Raw genomic sequence first — 17802 nt, 5'->3', positions numbered from 1 at the left:
CGCGAATGCGCCGCTCATGCGCGGAGGCCGCGTATGAGAACCCTGTTTCGTCAAAACCGGGTGCGCCGCGCAGCGGTGCGAGGCGCGAATGCGCCGCTCATGCGCGGAGGCCGCGTATGAGCAAGACGGCCCTTGTCATGGCAGGCGGTACTGGCGGCCACATCTTTCCGGGGCTGGCCGTGGCCGAGGCGCTGCGCGCGCGCGGCTGGCGCGTGCACTGGCTCGGCGTGCCCGGCGGCATGGAAAGCCGCATCGTGCCGCCGCAGGGCTTCGCCTTCGAGGGCGTGGATTTCGGGGGCGTGCGCGGCAAGGGGCTGAAGACGCTGGCCCTGCTGCCGCTGCGGCTGCTGCGCGCGTTCTGGCAGAGCCTGCGCGTGGTGCGGCGCGTCAAGCCCGACGTGCTCGTGGGCCTGGGCGGCTACATCACCTTCCCTGGCGCGCTGATGGGCCTGCTGTGCGGCAAGCGCCTGGTGCTGCACGAGCAGAACTCCGTGGCCGGCATGGCCAACCGGCTGCTCGCGCGCGTGGCCGACCGCGTATTCACCGCCTTCCCCGGCGCGCTGCCCCGCGCCCAGTGGGTCGGCAACCCGCTGCGCGCGGCGTTCCTGGCGCAGCCCGCGCCCGCCGAGCGCTTCGCCGGGCGCAGCGGGCCGCTGCGCCTGCTGGTCGTGGGCGGCAGCCTGGGCGCGCGCGCGCTCAACGAGATCGTGCCGCAGGCGCTGGCGCTGATCCCGCCCGCCGAACGCCCCGTCGCCACGCACCAGAGCGGCGCCAAGCAGATCGACGAGTTGCGCGCGCACTACGCGCAAGCCGGCGTGCAGGCGGCGCTGACGCCCTTCATCGACGATACGGCCAGCGCCTATGCGCAGGCCGACGTGATCGTCTGCCGCGCCGGCGCCAGCACGGTGACCGAGATCGCCGCCGTGGGTGCGGCGGCGGTCTACGTGCCGTTTCCGGCGGCGGTGGACGACCACCAGACCGCCAACGCCCGCTTCCTGGTGGATCAGGGCGCGGGCTGGCTCGTGCAGCAGCGCGACCTGACGCCCGCCCTGCTGGCCGGCATGTTGAGATGCATGACGCGCGCCGACCTGCTCGCGCGTGCCGAGAAAGCCAAGACCATGGAAAAGACCACGGCCACCCACGCGATGGTCACGGCGTGTGAAGAGTTGATCGCATGAAGCACGCCATCCGCCACATCCATTTCGTCGAGAGCGTCACGAACGCCGACGAATCCGCTTGGCACGGAGGGCAGCGATGAAACATGCCATCCACCACATCCATTTCGTCGGGTTGGGCGGCGCCGGCATGAGCGGCATCGCCGAGGTGCTGTTCAACCTGGGCTATGCCATCTCGGGCTCCGACTTGGCCGACAGCGCCACGCTGCGCCGGCTCGCGGGCCTGGGCATCCGCACCTGCGTGGGCCACGCGGCGACGCACATCGACGGGGCCGACGCGGTGGTCATCTCCACGGCGGTGCAGGCCGACAACCCGGAGGTGCTGGCCGCGCGCGAGAAGAAAATCCCCGTGGTGCCGCGCGCCCTCATGCTGGCCGAGCTGATGCGGCTGCGCCGCGGCATCGCCATCGCCGGCACCCACGGCAAGACCACCACGACCAGCCTGGTCGCCAGCGTGCTGGCCGAGGCCGGGCTGGACCCGACCTTCGTCATTGGCGGGCGCCTCAACAGCGCCGGCGCCAACGCCAAGCTCGGGCAGGGCGAGTACATCGTGGTCGAGGCCGACGAATCCGACGCCTCGTTCCTCAACCTGCTGCCCGTGATGGCCGTCGTCACCAACATCGACGCCGACCACATGGAAACCTACGGCCACGATTTCGCCCGCCTGCAGGGCGCGTTCGTCGATTTCCTGCACCGCATGCCGTTCTACGGCACGGCGGTGCTCTGCGTGGACGACCCGGCGGTGCGCGAGATCGTGACCCGCGTGACCTGCCCGGTCACGAGCTACGGTCTGGCCGAGGATGCGCAGGTGCGCGCGCTGGGCGTGCGCGCCGACGGCGGCCAAATGCGCTTCACCGTGCAGCGCCGCAACGGCGTGGTACTGCCGGACCTCGACATCGTGCTCAACCTCGCGGGCGAACACAACGTGCGCAACGCGCTCGCGGCCATCGCCGTCGCCGTGGAGCTTGGCGTGCCCGACGAGGCCGTGGTGCGCGCGCTGGCGGGCTTCAAGGGCGTGGGCCGGCGCTTCCAGCGCTACGGCGAACAGCCCGTCGGCGGCGGCACCTTCATGCTCATCGAGGACTACGGCCACCACCCGGTGGAGCTGGCCGCCACCCTGGCCGCCGCGCGCGGCGCCTACCCGGGGCGGCGCATCGTGCTGGCGTTCCAGCCGCACCGCTACACGCGCACGCGCGACTGCTTCGAGGACTTCGTGAAGGTCATCGGCAACGGCGCCGACGCGGTGCTGCTGACCGAGGTGTACGCGGCGGGCGAGGCACCCATCGTCGCCGCCGACAGCCGCTCGCTGGCGCGCGCGCTGCGCGTGGCCGGCAAGCTCGAGCCGGTGTTCGTGGACGCGGTGGCCGACATGCCGCAAGCCCTGCTGGCCAACGTGCACGCGGGCGACGTGGTGCTCTGCATGGGCGCGGGCTCGATCGGTGCCGTGCCCGGGAAAGTGATCGAATTGCTACAGAAAAGTGAGCTGCCATCGCAGGAGGTGAAAGCGCTGTGAGCCAATTTGATGTGAAATCCTTTGGCAAGGTCGCGGTCCTCATGGGCGGCACCTCGGCGGAGCGCAAGATATCGCTGATGTCCGGCGGCGGCGTGCTGGCCGCGCTGCGGTCGCGCGGCGTGGACGCCCATGCGTTCGACCCGGCGGAGCGCGACCTGGGCGACCTGAGGCGCGAGGGTTTCGCGCGCTGCTTCATCGCGCTGCACGGCCGCCACGGCGAGGACGGCACGGTGCAGGGCGCGCTGGAACTGCTGGGCATCCCCTACACGGGGCCGGGCGTGATGGCGTCCTCCATCGCCATGGACAAGGTGATGACCAAGCGCGTCTGGATCGCCGAGAACCTGCCCACGCCGCGCTTCGTGCGCCTGGCCGCGGACCAGCAGCAGCGCGAGCAGGTGCGCGCCGTACCCGACGTGCTGGGCCTGCCGCTGATCGTCAAGCCCCCGCGCGAGGGCTCGTCCATCGGCGTGACCAAGGTGCAGGGCTATTCCGACATGCAGGACGCGGTGGCGCTGTCGGTGCGCTACGACCCCGACGTGCTGTGCGAGGAGTTCATCGACGGCGACGAGGTCACCTGCCCGGTGCTCGGCGAGGGCCGGCACGCGCAGGCGCTGCCGGTGATCCGCATCCTGGCGCCCGAGGGTGCCTACGACTACCAGAACAAGTACTTCACCGACGACGTGAAATACCAGTGCCCGAGCGGCCTGCCCGAAGCGGAGGAGCGCGAGATCCAGCGCATCGTGCTGGCCGCCTACCGCACGCTGGGCTGCCGCGGCTGGGGCCGCGCCGACCTGATGATCCGCGCCAGCGACCGCAAGCCGTTCCTGCTGGAGATGAACACCTCGCCGGGCATGACCACGCATTCGCTGGTGCCCATGTCGGCGCGCGCCGTGGGCATCGCCTACGAAGACCTGTGCCTGCGCGTGCTGGCATCCGCGGCGCTCGATACTCCTGCCGCAAACGGGGCGCCATCATGATGGCCGAAGCCTTGCAGCCGCCCATCGATGTCCGCCTCATGAACATGGCGGCCACCGCCCTGTTCCTGTGCTGTGGCGCGCTGGTGCTGGCTGCGGGCGTGTGGTGGGCGCTGCGCTACCCGGGCTTCGCCATCGGGCGCATCGTGGTCGAAGGCGATCTGGCGCACACCAACGCCATCACGCTGCGCGCCAACGTGGCGCCCAAGCTCGACAGCAACTTCTTCACCGTGGATCTGGCGCGCACGCGCGACGCCTTCCAGGCCGTGCCCTGGGTGCGCCGGGCGCTGGTGCGGCGCGAGTTCCCGCGCACGCTGCGCGTGGCGCTGCAGGAGCACGAGGCCGTGGCCTACTGGGGCGACGACGACGATTCGACCCTGCTCAACCGCCAGGGCGAGGTGTTCGAGGCCAACGTGGACGAGGTCGGCGACGCCGCGCTGCCGCGCCTGCGCGGGCCCGAGGGCCAGTCCGCCGAGGTGCTGCAGATGTTCCACACCCTCGCGCCGGCGTTCGCGCCGCTCGGCCTGGACGTGGAAGATCTGTCGCTGAGCCCGCGCGGAAGCTGGCGCGCACGGCTCGACGGCGGCGCCGCCATCGAACTGGGCAGCGGCGCGCCCGCCGAGGTGCTGGCGCGCGTGCGGCGCTTCGCCGGCACGCTCACGCAGGTCGCCGCGCGCTACGGGCGCCGCCCCGACGCGCTGGAATCGGCGGACCTGCGCCACCAGGACGGCTACGCCCTGCGGCTGCAGGGCGTGACCACGGTAGTAGAGACGCACCCGAAGCCGGCGACGCAGCAGGGGCCCCGCTGACGCGGCAAGGCAAGAGAACCACACACACAACACACGCACAGGCACAGGCACGCATATGGCAAAGGAATACAAGGATCTGGTGATAGGGCTGGACATCGGCACCGCCAAGGTCATGGCCGTGGTCGCCGAGGTGCTGCCCGGCGGCGAGCTCAAGCTCGCCGGCCTGGGCGTGGCGCCGAGCACGGGTCTCAAGCGCGGCGTGGTGGTCAACATCGACGCCACGGTGCACAGCATCCAGCAGGCGCTCAAGGAAGCCGAGCTGATGGCCGACTGCAAGATCGCGCACGTCTACACCGGCATCACGGGCAGCCACATCCGCGGGCTGAACTCCAGCGGCATGGTGGCCGTGAAGGACAAGGAGGTCACCGCCGCCGATGTGGCGCGCGTGGTGGAGACAGCCAAGGCCATCAACATCTCCACCGACCAGCGGCTGCTGCTGGTGGCGCCGCAGGAGTTCGTGATCGACGGGCAGGACGTGAAGGAGCCCATCGGCATGAGCGGCATCAGGCTGGAGGCCAAGATCCACATCGTCACCGGCGCGCAGAGCGCGGCGGAGAACATCATCAAGTGCGTGCGCCGCTGCGGGCTGGAGGTGGACCAGCTCATGCTGAACCCCCTGGCGTCGAGCCAGGCGGTGCTGACCGACGACGAGCGCGAGCTGGGCGTGGCGGTGGTCGACATCGGTGCGGGCACCACCGACGTGGCCATCTTCACCGGCGGTGCGATCCGCCACACGGCGGTGATCCCGATCGCGGGCGACCTCATCACCAGCGACATCGCCATGGCGCTGCGCACGCCGACCAAGGACGCCGAGGACATCAAGGTCGACAGCGGCTTCGCCAAGCAGTTGCTGGCCGACCCCGACACGCAGGTGGAGGTGCCGGGCCTGGGCGACCGCGCTCCGCGCATGCTGAGCCGCCAGGCGCTGGCCGGCGTGATCGAGCCGCGCGTGGAGGAGATATTCGCACTGGTGCAGCAGGTGATCCGCGAGTCGGGGTTCGAGGAGGTGCTGTCCTCGGGCATCGTGCTCACCGGCGGCAGCGCCGTGATGCCCGGCATGGTGGATCTGGGCGAGGACATCTTCCTCAAGCCCGTGCGCCGCGGCATGCCCAAGTACGTGGGCGCGCTGTCGGACATGGTGGCCCAGCCGCGCGCGGCCACTGTCATGGGGCTGCTGGAGGAGGCGCGGCTGGCGCGCCTGCGCGGCTTCAAGGTGGCGCAGAAGAACGGCTCGGTGAAGACCGCGTTCGGGCGCATCAGGGACTTCATCGTGGGGAATTTTTGATGATCCCCCGGTCTTCGCGCACTGTGTGTCGCCGCGCCTTCCCTCCTTGCAGGGAGGCGACACCAGCAGCCCGGCGAAGCCGGTTCCGCGGTGTTCCTGGAATGGGTGTGCAGGGGTTTCGCGGGTCGTGGCTGTCGCGCGCGAGTCCGCAGGGGCCGCCCCGGCCACGATGGCGACGCCATCCGACACGATGAACCGAACAACATTCAATACGACCCAACTTGGCAACTGCAGGAAACTAGGAGTACGACATGGCTATCGAAATGATTGAAGTCGAGGAATTCAACCAGGGCACGCAGATCAAGGTGATCGGCGTGGGCGGCGGCGGCGGCAACGCCGTGGCGCACATGATCGAGCGCAGCGTGCAGGGCGTGGAGTTCATCTGCGCCAACACCGATGCGCAGGCCCTCACGCGCAGCGCCGCGCACAAGACCATCCAGCTCGGCCAGAGCGGCCTGGGCGCGGGCGGCAAGCCCGACAAGGGCCGCGAGGCCGCCGAGGCCGCGGCGGACGACATCCGCGCGGCCATCGACGGCGCGCACATGCTGTTCATCACCGCCGGCATGGGCGGCGGCACCGGCACCGGCGCAGCGCCGGTGATCGCCCGCGTGGCCAAGGAGATGGGCATCCTCACCGTGGGCGTGGTGACCAAGCCGTTCGAGTTCGAGGCCGCCAAGCGCATGGCCAACGCCGAGGCCGGGCTGCAGGAACTGGAGGCCAACGTCGATTCGCTGATCGTGGTGCTCAACGACAAGCTGATCGAGGTGCTGGGCGACGACATCACCCAGGACGAGGCATTCGCCCACGCCAACGACGTGCTGAAGAACGCCGTCGGCGGCATCGCCGAGATCATCAACGAATACGGCCACGTCAACGTCGACTTCGAGGACGTGCGCACCGTCATGGGCGAGCCCGGCAAGGCCATGATGGGCACGGCGGTGGCCAGTGGTCCCGACCGCGCCCGCATCGCCGCCGAACAGGCCGTGGCCTGCCCGCTGCTCGAAGGCATCGACCTCTCGGGCGCCAAGGGCGTGCTGGTGCTGGTGACGGCGGCCAAGGGCGGGCTGAAGCTCTCCGAGTCGCGCCAGGCCATGAACACCATCCGCGCCTACGCCTCGCCGGACGCGCACGTCATCTACGGCGCCGCCTACGACGACACGCTGGGCGACGACATCCGCGTCACCGTGGTGGCCACCGGCCTGTCGCGCCAGGGCACGCGCCGCACTGCGCCGCCGCTGCAGGTGCTGCGCACCGGCACCGACAACGTGGCCTTCGGCGCGCCCGGCGCCGCCATGCCCGGCGTGGCGCCCAACGCCGCGGGCGGCAACCTGCATTCCGCCGACTACGGCAACATGGCCGTGCCCAGCGTCTGGCGCACCAACCGCACCCAGGCTGCGGCGCGCGTGGATGCGCTGTCCTCGGGCGGCATGGACGACCTGGAAATCCCCGCGTTCCTGCGCAGGCAGGCCGATTGAGCAGGGAACGCCACCCTGAGGCGCTGCCCGCCTGCCCCCCTCTCCTGCGGGAGAGGGGACGCCGCCGGTGGCCTGGCAGCGCCAGTTCCACGGCGGCTGCCGGGTTGGGATGCGCCCAGTAAAATCCAGCGATGCTCCAGCAACGCACCATCAAGACCCTGACCCGTGCCGTCGGCGTGGGGCTGCACAGCGGTCAGAGGGTCGAGCTGACGCTGCGTCCGGCGGCGCCGGACACGGGCATCGTGTTTCGCCGCGTCGATCTGCCCGAGCCGGTGGACATCCCCGTGTCGGCGCAGGCCGTGACCGACACGCGCATGGCCTCCACCATCGGCAAGGACGGCGCCAAGGTGCACACGGTGGAACATCTGATGTCGGCGTGCGCGGGGCTGGGCATCGACAACCTCTACATCGACATCACGGCGCAAGAGGTGCCCATCCTCGACGGCTCCTCGGCCTCGTTCGTGTTCCTGTTGCAGAGCGCGGGCATCGCGCTGCAGGGCGCGCCGCGGCGCTTCATCGAGCTGCTGCGGCCCGTGGAGGTGCGCGAGGGCGAGGGCGCGACGCTCAAGTGGGCGCGCCTCGCGCCCTACCATGGCTTCAGGCTCAGCTTCGAGATCCATTTCGACCACCCTGCGGTCGATTCCACGGGCCAGCGCGTCGAGTTCGACCTGGGCACCGGCAGCTACACGCGCGACATCGCCCGCGCCCGCACCTTCGGCTTCACCAAGGACGTGGAGATGATGCGAGCCAACGGCCTGGCGCTGGGCGGCGGGCTCGACAACGCCATCGTCATGGACGACTACAAGGTGCTCAACAGCGACGGCCTGCGCTACGACGACGAGTTCGTCAAGCACAAGATACTCGACGCCATGGGCGACCTCTACCTCGTCGGCCACCCGCTGCTGGCCGCGTACAGCGCGTTCCGCTCGGGCCACGCGCTCAACAACAAGCTGCTGCGCGCGCTGCTGGCGCGGCAGGATGCGTGGCGCACCGTCACCTTCGACGACGAGCACCGGGCGCCGCAGGGTTTCACGCAGCCCGCGCGGGCCTGGTAGCGCCGCATGCTCGTCTTCCGCTGGCTCGTCATGCTGCTGCTGTTCGCGGCGGCGGTGTGCTTCGCGTTCTACGTGGGCACGGGGCGGGCGCGCTACCGGCGCTGGGGCTCGATGGTGCTCAAGTGGACGCTGGTGGCGGCTTTCGCCTTCTTCGCCGTGCTGATCCTCGAACGCCTGGCTTGATACGGCTTCGCATTCAAGTGCAGAAGAACAAGGCACCCCAACGCGGTTGTGCGATCGGGGGCAGGGGCAAGGCCGCATGAGTTCTCTAGTGCGGTGTTCGATGCTTGGCGGCACCAATAAACCTGGAAATGGCAGTTGACCGCTTTGTATCCCTTGCCAGGCCGCGTCAAATCGAGCGTTGCCGGCTTCGATGGGGTTCACCTCGTGGGTGAGCGCGCTATGCACCTGCCAGCACCGCGCTCGGGGCGCCATGCGGCGTTGCTCCTCCTTGCGGGCATGAGCCCGCCGCGTCGTCGCGTCTTGCCTGGCACCCCGATCACGGCACTGGCAGACGCATCCAACTGCCGTTTCCAGGATAAAAGCGATGCGTTTTGGCGCAGGGCAAGGCGCAAACCACAGCGATAGCCGTCGCTATCGCGAGGATTTGCAACGCCGCCATGCGGCAAAAGGCGCGGTTTCATGTGCTGCTGGGCGTTGAACACTGCTCTAGCTCTATACTCGCGGCTGCTCCGGGGTGCACCATGTGCTGAGATGCGGGTGGCCTGTCTTCACGACAGGTTCGCCGCGAACCCGACGAACTTGATCCGGTTCATACCGGCGTAAGAAGAGCCGACCTCGCACGCCTGCCCGCCGCCCGCGCGGCCATGGCGGCCCATCCGGGCGCAGGGGCCCTCCGGAGCGCACCACCCCCGCCACCCGGACAAGGACGCCCCGATGCATGCCCCCGAAGCCCTCGCGCACCAGAAGTTCGCCGAACTGCTTGCGCTGACCCGCCAGCCGTTTCCCGCCTCCCGCAAGGCCTACCTCGAAGGCGCGCTGCACCCCGGCCTGCGGGTGCCCGTGCGCGACATCGCGCTCACCAATGGCGAGGTGGTGAGCGTGTACGACACTTCCGGCCCCTACACCGACCCGGCGGTGGCCATCGACGTGCGGCGTGGCCTGCCGGGCCTGCGCGACGCCTGGATCGCCCAGCGCGGCGACACCGCGTTCTATGCGGGCCGCGAACACGCGGCGCCGGACGACGGCGGCGGCGCCGACGCGCGCATCGCCCAACTGCGCCTGGAGGCCGCGGCGCTGCAGCGCCAGCCGCGCCGCGCGAAACGGACGAATGGTGCCGGCGGCAATGTGACGCAGATGCACTATGCCCGCCAGGGCATCGTCACGCCCGAGATGGAATACGTGGCCATCCGCGAGAACGGGCGCCGCGCGTGGATGGCCCGGTACCAGGCCGATGCGGCGCGCGAACAGCGCCTGGCCGGCAACCCCATGGGCGCAAGCATCCCGCGCGCCATCACGCCCGAATTCGTGCGCGACGAGGTGGCGCGCGGGCGCGCCATCATCCCGGCCAACATCAACCACCCCGAGGTCGAGCCCATGGCCATCGGGCGCAACTTCCGCGTGAAGATCAACGCCAACATCGGCAACTCTGCCGTCACGTCGAGCATCGAGGAAGAGGTGGAAAAGCTGGTCTGGGCCATCCGCTGGGGCGCCGACAACGTGATGGACCTCTCCACGGGCCGCAACATCCACACCACGCGCGACTGGATCGTGCGCAACTCGCCCGTGCCCATCGGCACCGTGCCCATCTACCAGGCGCTCGAAAAAGTGGGCGGCGTGGCCGAGGACCTGACGTGGGAGATCTTCCGCGACACCCTCGTCGAGCAGGCCGAGCAGGGCGTGGACTATTTCACCATCCACGCCGGGGTGCGGCTGCCGTTCATCCCGATGACGGTGAACCGCGTCACCGGCATCGTCTCGCGCGGCGGCTCCATCATGGCCAAGTGGTGCATCGCCCACCACCGCGAAAGCTTCATCTACGAGCATTTCGAGGACATTTGCGACATCATGAAGGCATATGACGTGAGCTTCAGCCTCGGCGACGGGCTGCGCCCCGGCTCGGGCGCCGATGCCAACGACGAGGCCCAGTTCGCCGAGCTGCGCACGCTCGGCGAGCTGACGCAGGTGGCCTGGAAGCATGACGTGCAGACCATGATCGAAGGCCCCGGCCACGTGCCCATGCACATGGTCCAGGCCAACATGGACGAGCAGTTGAAGCACTGCCACGAGGCGCCGTTCTACACCCTGGGGCCGCTCACCATCGACATCGCGCCCGGCTACGACCACATCGCCAGCGCCATCGGCGCGGCCATGATCGGCTGGTTCGGCACCGCCATGCTCTGCTACGTGACGCCCAAGGAGCATCTGGGCCTGCCCGACCGCGACGACGTGAAGCAGGGCATCATCGCCTACAAGATCGCGGCGCACGCCGCCGACATTGCCAAGGGCCACCCCGGCGCCCGCGCGCGCGACGACGCCATCAGCCAGGCGCGCTTCGACTTCCGCTGGGAGGACCAGTTCAACCTCGGCCTCGACCCCGATACGGCGCGCGCCTTCCACGACGAGACGCTGCCCAAGGATGCGGCCAAGGTGGCGCATTTCTGCTCCATGTGCGGCCCGAAGTTCTGCTCGATGAAGATTACGCAGGAGGTGCGCGACTACGCCGCGCAGCAGGGGATGCCGGGCGGCGCCGAGGCGGCTTTGCAGGCGGGCATGCGGGAAAAGTCCGTGGAGTTCCGCCGCCGCGGCGGTGCGCTGTACGTGCCACTCACGCCCGAGCCGTAGGCGCCGCAATGGGGGAGCACCGAGCCCCATAAGGATTGGGAATGAGCTCTGGTAAAAGATAATCCTTGCTCGTGCAAGGGTTGCGCAGCGCTGCTGCTGGCGCAGCCCTTGCTTGAAACCGGTATCGAACTCTTACAAGGATGCGCCATGGACTTGCTCGGCCGTCTCTCCATCAAAATCCGGCTCTACTTCGGGACCATCTTTTCGCTCGTCCTGCTGGTGGTCATCGGCGCGCTGGGCTACGTGGCGCTCGACCGCACCAAGGGCACGCTCCAGGTGCTGTTCGAGCAGCGCGTGCAGACGCTGACCGACATGTCGGACCTGCGCACCATCCTCGGCGACCTGCGGCGCGGCGAGAAGGACATCCTGCTCAACTTCGTCAACAGCATCGAAGTGGCCTCGCTGCGCGAGGCGTGGACCAAGACGCTGGCCGCGCTGCGCCAGCGCCTGGGCGACGTGCGCACGGTGCAGAAGGCGGACGCGCAATTCGTCGGCGCCATCGACAAGGCGCTGGCCCAGATCAAGGAGTACGAAACCGGCATCGTGCCGGTGTTCGAGCAGATCGAGCGCGCGCAGATCGACGGCGCCGTCGGCCTGGCCTATGCCAACAAGGTCAGGGCCCACGCGGACGGCGCCGACAAGCTGCTCGTGGGCCTGGCCGCCTCGGCGCGCGGCCAGATGGACGAGGCGCGCAAGGACGTGGAGGCGCACACGGCCACGATGGCGGGCCTGATCGGCGGACTGCTGGTGCTGGCGCTGGTGGTGCTGCTGCCGCTCACGCTGTTCACCGTGCGCTCCATCACGCGCTCCCTCGGGCAGGCGCGCGACCTGGCCGAGCGCATCGCCGCGGGCGACCTGTCGCACGACGTGCATGCGCACAACCAGGACGAGGTGGGCCAGCTCGTCGCCGCCATGGGCCGCATGCAGGAAGCGCTGCGCAAGCTGGTGTACCAGGTGCAGGCCGCGGCCGAGAGCATCTCCACGGCCAGCCACGAGATCGCCTCGGGCAACCAGGACCTGAGCACGCGCACCGAGCAGACGGCGGCCAACCTCCAGGAAGCGGCGTCGTCCATGCAACTGCTCACGGGCATGGTGCAGCAGAGCGAGCAGTCGTCGCGCCAGGCCAGCCAGTTCGCCTCCACCGCCGCCGAGGTGGCGGCGCGCGGCGGCAAGGTGGTGTCCAACGTGGTGACCACCATGGACCAGATCAGCGCCAGCTCGCGCAAGATCGCCGACATCATCGGCGTCATCGACGGCATCGCGTTCCAGACCAACATCCTGGCGCTCAACGCGGCGGTGGAGGCCGCGCGCGCGGGCGAGCAGGGCCGCGGCTTCGCCGTGGTGGCCGGCGAGGTGCGCAGCCTGGCCGGGCGCAGCGCCGAGGCGGCCAAGGAGATCAAGGCGCTGATCGGCGGCTCGGTGGAGAAGGTGGAGGACGGCTCGCGGTTCGTGCGGGAGGCCGGCGGCACGATGACCGAGATCGTCTCCAGCGTGCAGCGCGTGAACGACATCATCGGCGAGATCACCGCCGCCGCCGCCGAGCAGAACGACGGCATCCAGCAGATGAGCCAGTCGGTGCAGCAGCTCGACCGCATGACGCAGCAGAACGCGGCGCTGGTGGAGCAATCCGCCGCCGCATCGCAATCGCTGCGCGACCAGGCGCAGCAGCTCACGCGGGCGGTCAGCCAGTTCAAGCTGCGCGACGGGCTGGCGCTGGGCGGCGCAATGCCCATGGTGGCCATGCCGCCGCGGGCGGCGCCGCAGGCCAGCGTGGCCAACGCGGCGTCCGCGCTGCGGATTCGCTGAAGCCGAAAGGATACTCCCCCCCCTGCCTATCTGCCGCCGCAGTATTTCCGGGCGGTAGGAATTGATACTCCCCGGGAGTATCTGTTTTCGTGGGCCGTGGCCGGGTTCAGCGTATCCCTGTCAGCTTGTGCGTCTGCAGGCTCAGGCGCCATGCGGGGCGCTGCATGCAGGCGGCGATGCACAGCGCGGTATTTGCGGCCTGCGCCGGCCCGTCCATGGGCTGGAGGAAGCGGTGGGTGAACTGCCCCTGCGTTTCCAGGACATCGAGGTCCAGCCCTTCCTGCGGCCAGACGAGCTTGAGCTCCTGCCCCGCGCGCTGCACCCAGGGCGCGCCGGCCTTGGGGCTCACGCACAGCCAGTCGATGCCGGGCGGCGCGGCCACGGTGCCGTTGGTCTCCACCGCGACACGAAAACCCTGCGCGTGCAGCGCGTCCACCAGCGGCGCGTCCACCTGCAGCAGCGGCTCGCCGCCGGTCAGTACCACCAGGCGGTGGGCACCGTCGCCCGCGGGCCACTGCGCGGCGATGCGCGCGGCCAGTTCCTGCGCCGAGGCGAACTTGCCGCCCAGCGTGCCGTCGGTGCCCACGAAGTCGGTGTCGCAGAAGCGGCAGACGGCGCTGGCGCGGTCCTGCTCGCGCCCGCTCCAGAGGTTGCAGCCCGCGAAGCGGCAGAACACCGCCGGCATGCCGGCCTGCCCGCCCTCGCCCTGCAGGGTGTAGAAGATTTCCTTGACGCTGTAGGCCATCTCAGTTGCTCCACCGCGCGCCCCATGAACCACGAGCGGCACGAGGGGCCGCGCAGCAGGCCATGCCAGCAAGCACCGCGGAGCCGCTCGGCGGAGGTGTCAGAGCTTTTCCTGCACGTAGGAGTCGCGGTCCATGTCCGCCACCTCCACGCTCAGTTGCACCAGCACGCCCGCGGGGCGCGGCGCGAGCCGGCGCAGCACGCCCGCGACGCGGCCCGCCAGGTCGCGCTTGGCCTCGGGGGAGCGGCCCGCGAGCAGGCGCAGTTGGGCGTGGATGAAGGCGCGCGGCTCCGTGGAGGTGCCGACCTGGAAGCCGGCCATGGGCACGAGGCGGGTCTTGAGGCCAGCCTCGTTGGGCACCTCGGGGCTGGACGTGACGGCGGCGTTCAGTTCCCGCAGCACCGGCGTGTCGGCCAGGGCGGCGAGGTTGGCGGAATATTCGATGGTCAGGTGGGGCATGGTGGTTGTCGCGCTTCAGGGGGTGGTTGGGATTTCCAGATTGTCGATCAGGCGCGTATTGCCCAGCCGCGCGGCGCCCAATACCACCAGCGCGTCGCCGGGCTTGGGCGGCTGCAGGTCGGCGGCGCGGCGCAGCGCCATGTAGTCGGGCTTCCAGCCGCGCGCGGTGAGCGCCTCCATGGCGCGCGTCTCGATGGCCGCCAGGTTGCGCTCGCCGCTGCGCACGGCGGCGGCCATGGCCTGCAGGGTCTGCGAGAGCTGCACGGCCTCGGCGCGCTCCTCGGTGCTCAGGTAGCCGTTGCGCGAGGACAGCGCCAGGCCGTCGCCGGCGCGCTGCGTCTCGCCGGCCACCACCTCGACGGGCAGGGCGAACTGCCGCGCCATCTGGCGCAGCACCAGCAGTTGCTGGTAGTCCTTCCTGCCGAAGATCGCCACGCGCGGCTGCACGCAGGAGAGCATCTTCATCACCACCGTGCACACGCCGGTGAAGAAGCCGGGGCGAAACTGGCCTTCGAGGATGTCGGCCAGCGCCGGGTCGGGCAGCACCTTGAAGGTCTGCGGCTCGGGGTAGAGCACCTCCTCGGCGGGCGCGAACAGCACGTTGCAGCCGGCGGCCTGGAGCCGGGCGCAGTCGGCCTCCAGCGTGCGCGGGTAGGTGGCGAAGTCCTCGTGCGGCAGGAACTGCAGGCGGTTGACGAAGATGCTGGCCACGCTCACGTCGCCCAGGGCGCGGGCCTGGCGCACCAGCGCCAGGTGGCCGTCGTGCAGGTTGCCCATGGTGGCCACGAAGGCCGGGCGCAGGTAGCCGGCCAGGGCGGCGCGCAGTTCGGGGATGGTGCGGGTGATCTGCATGGGCGGTGTGTCGGTGCGGTGTCCGGGCGAAAAGGGAAGATCGGGGGAAAGAGGGGAGAAGGAAGATCGGGGGAAGACGCGCGCGCCGGCTTACCAGGCGTGCAGCGCGTCGTCGGGGAAGCTGCCGTCCTTCACGGCGCGCACGTAGGCGGCCATGGCGGCGCTGACGCCGTCGGCGTCCTGCATGAAGTTGCGCACGAAGCGCGCCATCCGGCCCAGGTTCATGCCGAGCATGTCGTGCATCACCAGCACCTGGCCCGCGGTGCCGCGGCCCGCGCCGATGCCGATGGTGGCGCAGTGCGGCAGCTCGGCGGTGAGTGCGGCGGCGAGCTGCGCCGGCACCATCTCCAGCACCAGCAGCGCCGCGCCGGCGTCGGCCAGCGCGTGGGCGTCGGCGCGCATGCGCGTGGCGGCCTCGTCGCCGCGGCCCTGCACGCGGTAGCCGCCCAGGGCGTGCACGGTCTGCGGCGTCAGCCCCAGGTGGGCGCAGACGGGGATGCCGCGCTCCACCAGGAAGCGCACCGTATCCGTGGTCCAGCCGCCGCCTTCGAGCTTGACCATGTGCGCGCCCGCTTCCATGAGCACGGCGGCGCTGCGCAGCGCCTGCTCGCGCGACTCCTGGTAGCTGCCGAACGGCAGGTCGCTGACCACCCAGGCCGTGCCCTGCACGCGGCGCACGCCGTGGGCCACGCATTCGGTGTGGTAGCGCATGGCTTCGAGCGTCACGCCCACGGTGCTGTGGCGGCCCTGGCAGACCATGCCCAGCGAGTCGCCGATGAGGATGCAATCGACCCCCGCGCCGTCGGCCAGCGCAGCGAAGGTGGCGTCGTAGGCCGTGAGCATGGCGATCTTCTCGCCGCGCGCGCGCATCTCGCCCAGGCGCGGCAGGCTCACGGGCTTGCGCGTGGCGGGCGTGGCGGCGGGGGGCAGTGTCCCGTAGGGGGTGGCGGGGGTGGCGGTGTCGGCCATGGCGTCATGTCTCCTGCTTGAAATCCGCGCGCATTATCCTGGAACCGGCAGTTGGATGCGCCTGCCGGTGCCGTGATCGGGGTGCCATGCGGCGTTGCAAGGGATACGAAGCGGTCAACTGCCGTTTCCAGGATTATCGTTGGTCGCTCAGCCGCACGTAGGTGTCGAGCAGCGCGCTCTTGTACACCACGCCGATCAGCACCGGGTGCGCGGCGCTCTCCACCACCGGCAGGCGTTCGCCGCGGTGGTCCAGGAAGCGCTGCAGCGCGGGGCCGAGCGCCATGTCGGCGGTGAGGGGGGCGATCTCCTGCGTCAGCAGGTCGGCGGCGCGCAGGGCGGGTGCGGCGCCGCCCGCGGCCTGCGCGCCCAGCGCCTTGAGCGGCACCACGCCCAGGTAGCGCTGCGCGGCGTCGACCACGTAGAGGTACTTCACCGGGTACTGCAGGAACAGCCGGCTCATCGCCTGCACACCGGCGTCGGGGCCCACCACCGTCTCGGCGGGCTGCACCAGGTCGCGCATGTGCTGCGCGCGCAGGCGCAGGCGCTGATCCTCCTGCGCACGGCGCATCGCGGTGATGCCGAACATCGAGGGCGCGCGCATCGAGCGCGCAATGAAGTACGCCACTACGCTGGTCGCCATGAGCGGCAGCATCACCTCGTAGCTCAGCGTCATCTCGAAGATCATCAGCACCGCCATCAGCGGCGCCTGCGTGGCCGCGGCCAGGAACGCGCCCATGCCCACGATGCCGTAGGCGAACGGCGCGGACGCCGCGCCGGGCCACAGCGCCTGCGCCGCCTGGCCGAACAGCGTGCCGATGGCGCAGCCGAAGAACAGCGCGGGCGTGAACATGCCGCCCACCGCGCCCGAGCCCACGGTGGCCAGCGTGGCGGCGGCCTTGGCCGCCAGCAGCGCCACCAGCAGCAGCCAGGCCATGGGCTGGTGCAGCATGCCGTTGACCACGCTGTAGCCGTTGCCCCAGACCTCGGGCACCGCCGCCGAAATCAGCCCCACGACGAGCCCGCCGAGCGCCAGCCGCCACGGCAGCGCCAGCGGCACGCGCGCGAACGCCGCGCGCGCCGCGTGCAGGCCGCGGAAGGTGAGCGCCGCCGCCGGCCCCACGAGCAGGCCCAGCAGGGCGAACAGCAGCACCTCGGGCCCGGTCACCACGGGGAAGGCCGGCATCTCGTAGGCCGGCGCGTAGCCCGGCAGCGCCCGCATCACGATGTTGGCGACGACGGCGGCCACCATGATCGGCCCCAGGCTTTCCATGGCGATGGAGCCGAGCACGATCTCCGCGATGAAGAAGGCACCCGCGATCGGCGCGTTGTACGCCGCCGTGATGCCCGCCGCCCCGCCGCAGGCCACCAGCAGCCGCAGCCGTTCGGTGGGCAGGCGCAGCGCGCGCCCGAGCAGCGATGCGCCGAGCGCGGCGAGCTGCACCATCGGGCCCTCGCGCCCGATCGAGCCGCCGCTGGCGATGCTGGCCAGCGACGATGCGCTGCGCGCGAGCGTCTGCGCCACCGGGATGCGCCCGTCGCCCACCACGATGGCTTCCATGTAGTCGGCGCTTTCCGGCTGCCGCGCGCCGCGGTGCGCCCATGCCAGCAGCAGGCCGGCGGCCAGGCCGCCCGCCGTGGGCACGAGGATGCGCGCCCACACGGGCAGGCTGCGGGCGATCGCCACCAGGCTGCCGCCCCGGCCCAGCGCCAGCCGGTCCAGCCCGTCGAGCGCCAGCCGGAAGCCCTCGGTGGCCAGCGCCCCCAGCACGCCCGCCGCGATGGCCCAGAGGAGCGTGACCTGCCAGTCGGTGATGCGCAGCAGTTGCTGCAGCCGCAGGCGCCACGCGAGCAGCCGTTGCGCGAGCCCTGCCTGCATGGTT

Annotated in this window: 15 protein-coding genes and 1 riboswitch; of the genes, 10 read left to right on the top strand and 5 right to left on the bottom strand. The window is 70.5% G+C overall.

Features of this window, described 5'->3' with window-relative positions; genetic code table 11:
- The first annotated feature begins 116 nt into the window (after positions 1-116).
- The 10 genes from murG (at position 117) to PY257_RS05575 (ending at position 12897) form a co-directional block, all read left to right on the top strand.
- Positions 117-1178, top strand: coding sequence for an undecaprenyldiphospho-muramoylpentapeptide beta-N-acetylglucosaminyltransferase (gene murG, locus PY257_RS05620; RefSeq protein WP_275739757.1), 1062 nt, complete (start codon positions 117-119; stop codon positions 1176-1178).
- A 76-nt stretch (positions 1179-1254) separates the two neighbouring features.
- Positions 1255-2688: a UDP-N-acetylmuramate--L-alanine ligase gene (gene murC, locus PY257_RS05615; RefSeq protein WP_275739755.1), complete on the top strand. Its 1434-nt coding sequence runs from the start codon at positions 1255-1257 to the stop codon at positions 2686-2688.
- Positions 2685-3665 carry a D-alanine--D-alanine ligase gene (locus PY257_RS05610; RefSeq protein ID WP_275739753.1) on the top strand — a complete coding sequence of 327 codons (981 nt, stop codon included), beginning with the start codon at positions 2685-2687 and terminating at the stop codon, positions 3663-3665. The genes murC and PY257_RS05610 overlap by 4 nt, the downstream gene beginning before the upstream one ends.
- The gene (locus PY257_RS05605; protein ID WP_275739854.1) at positions 3665-4471 is read left to right on the top strand and encodes a cell division protein FtsQ/DivIB; all 807 of its coding nucleotides are present in this window, start codon (positions 3665-3667) and stop codon (positions 4469-4471) included. Before PY257_RS05610 ends, PY257_RS05605 begins: the two co-directional genes overlap by 1 nt.
- A 55-nt stretch (positions 4472-4526) precedes the next feature.
- Positions 4527-5756, top strand: coding sequence for a cell division protein FtsA (gene ftsA / locus PY257_RS05600; RefSeq protein WP_275739750.1), 1230 nt, complete (start codon positions 4527-4529; stop codon positions 5754-5756).
- Between the two features lie 251 nt (positions 5757-6007).
- The gene (ftsZ, locus tag PY257_RS05595; RefSeq protein ID WP_275739748.1) at positions 6008-7231 is read left to right on the top strand and encodes a cell division protein FtsZ; all 1224 of its coding nucleotides are present in this window, start codon (positions 6008-6010) and stop codon (positions 7229-7231) included.
- A gap of 131 nt (positions 7232-7362) precedes the next feature.
- Entirely contained in the window at positions 7363-8286 is a 924-nt protein-coding gene (gene lpxC / locus PY257_RS05590) for a UDP-3-O-acyl-N-acetylglucosamine deacetylase (RefSeq protein WP_275739746.1), read from the top strand.
- 6 nt (positions 8287-8292) lie between these two features.
- Positions 8293-8469 (top strand): hypothetical protein, encoded by a 177-nt coding sequence (locus tag PY257_RS05585; protein WP_275739744.1) that lies wholly within the window; start codon positions 8293-8295, stop codon positions 8467-8469.
- Between the two features lie 500 nt (positions 8470-8969).
- Positions 8970-9092: riboswitch (TPP riboswitch) on the top strand.
- A 91-nt stretch (positions 9093-9183) separates the two neighbouring features.
- On the top strand, positions 9184-11091 hold the full coding sequence (gene thiC, locus PY257_RS05580; RefSeq protein WP_275739742.1) for a phosphomethylpyrimidine synthase ThiC: 1908 nt from the start codon (positions 9184-9186) through the stop codon (positions 11089-11091).
- Between the two features lie 147 nt (positions 11092-11238).
- On the top strand, positions 11239-12897 hold the full coding sequence (locus tag PY257_RS05575) for a methyl-accepting chemotaxis protein (RefSeq protein ID WP_275739740.1): 1659 nt from the start codon (positions 11239-11241) through the stop codon (positions 12895-12897).
- Between the two features lie 106 nt (positions 12898-13003).
- On the opposite strand, the gene queE is transcribed toward PY257_RS05575, so the two are convergent.
- The 5 genes from queE to PY257_RS05550 all read right to left on the bottom strand — a co-directional run bounded on the left by queE (position 13004) and on the right by PY257_RS05550 (position 17798).
- A complete protein-coding gene (gene queE / locus PY257_RS05570; protein WP_275739738.1) occupies positions 13004-13642 on the bottom strand; it encodes a 7-carboxy-7-deazaguanine synthase in 639 nt (212 codons plus the stop codon).
- 99 nt (positions 13643-13741) lie between these two features.
- Positions 13742-14101: a 5-carboxymethyl-2-hydroxymuconate Delta-isomerase gene (locus tag PY257_RS05565; protein ID WP_275739735.1), complete on the bottom strand. Its 360-nt coding sequence runs from the start codon at positions 14099-14101 to the stop codon at positions 13742-13744.
- A 15-nt stretch (positions 14102-14116) separates the two neighbouring features.
- Positions 14117-14953 carry a pantoate--beta-alanine ligase gene (gene panC / locus PY257_RS05560; protein WP_275739733.1) on the bottom strand — a complete coding sequence of 279 codons (837 nt, stop codon included), beginning with the start codon at positions 14951-14953 and terminating at the stop codon, positions 14117-14119.
- 90 nt (positions 14954-15043) lie between these two features.
- Positions 15044-15922 carry a 3-methyl-2-oxobutanoate hydroxymethyltransferase gene (gene panB, locus PY257_RS05555; protein WP_275739731.1) on the bottom strand — a complete coding sequence of 293 codons (879 nt, stop codon included), beginning with the start codon at positions 15920-15922 and terminating at the stop codon, positions 15044-15046.
- Positions 15923-16055: 133 nt separating this feature from the next.
- On the bottom strand, positions 16056-17798 hold the full coding sequence (locus PY257_RS05550) for a ClcB-like voltage-gated chloride channel protein (protein WP_275739729.1): 1743 nt from the start codon (positions 17796-17798) through the stop codon (positions 16056-16058).
- Positions 17799-17802: the final 4 nt, after the last annotated feature.

Origin of the sequence: Curvibacter soli, assembly GCF_029211125.1 — a bacterium.
Taxonomy (GTDB): Bacteria; Pseudomonadota; Gammaproteobacteria; order Burkholderiales; family Burkholderiaceae_C; genus Curvibacter_A; species Curvibacter_A soli.
This window is presented reverse-complemented; position numbering and strand designations above follow the sequence as displayed.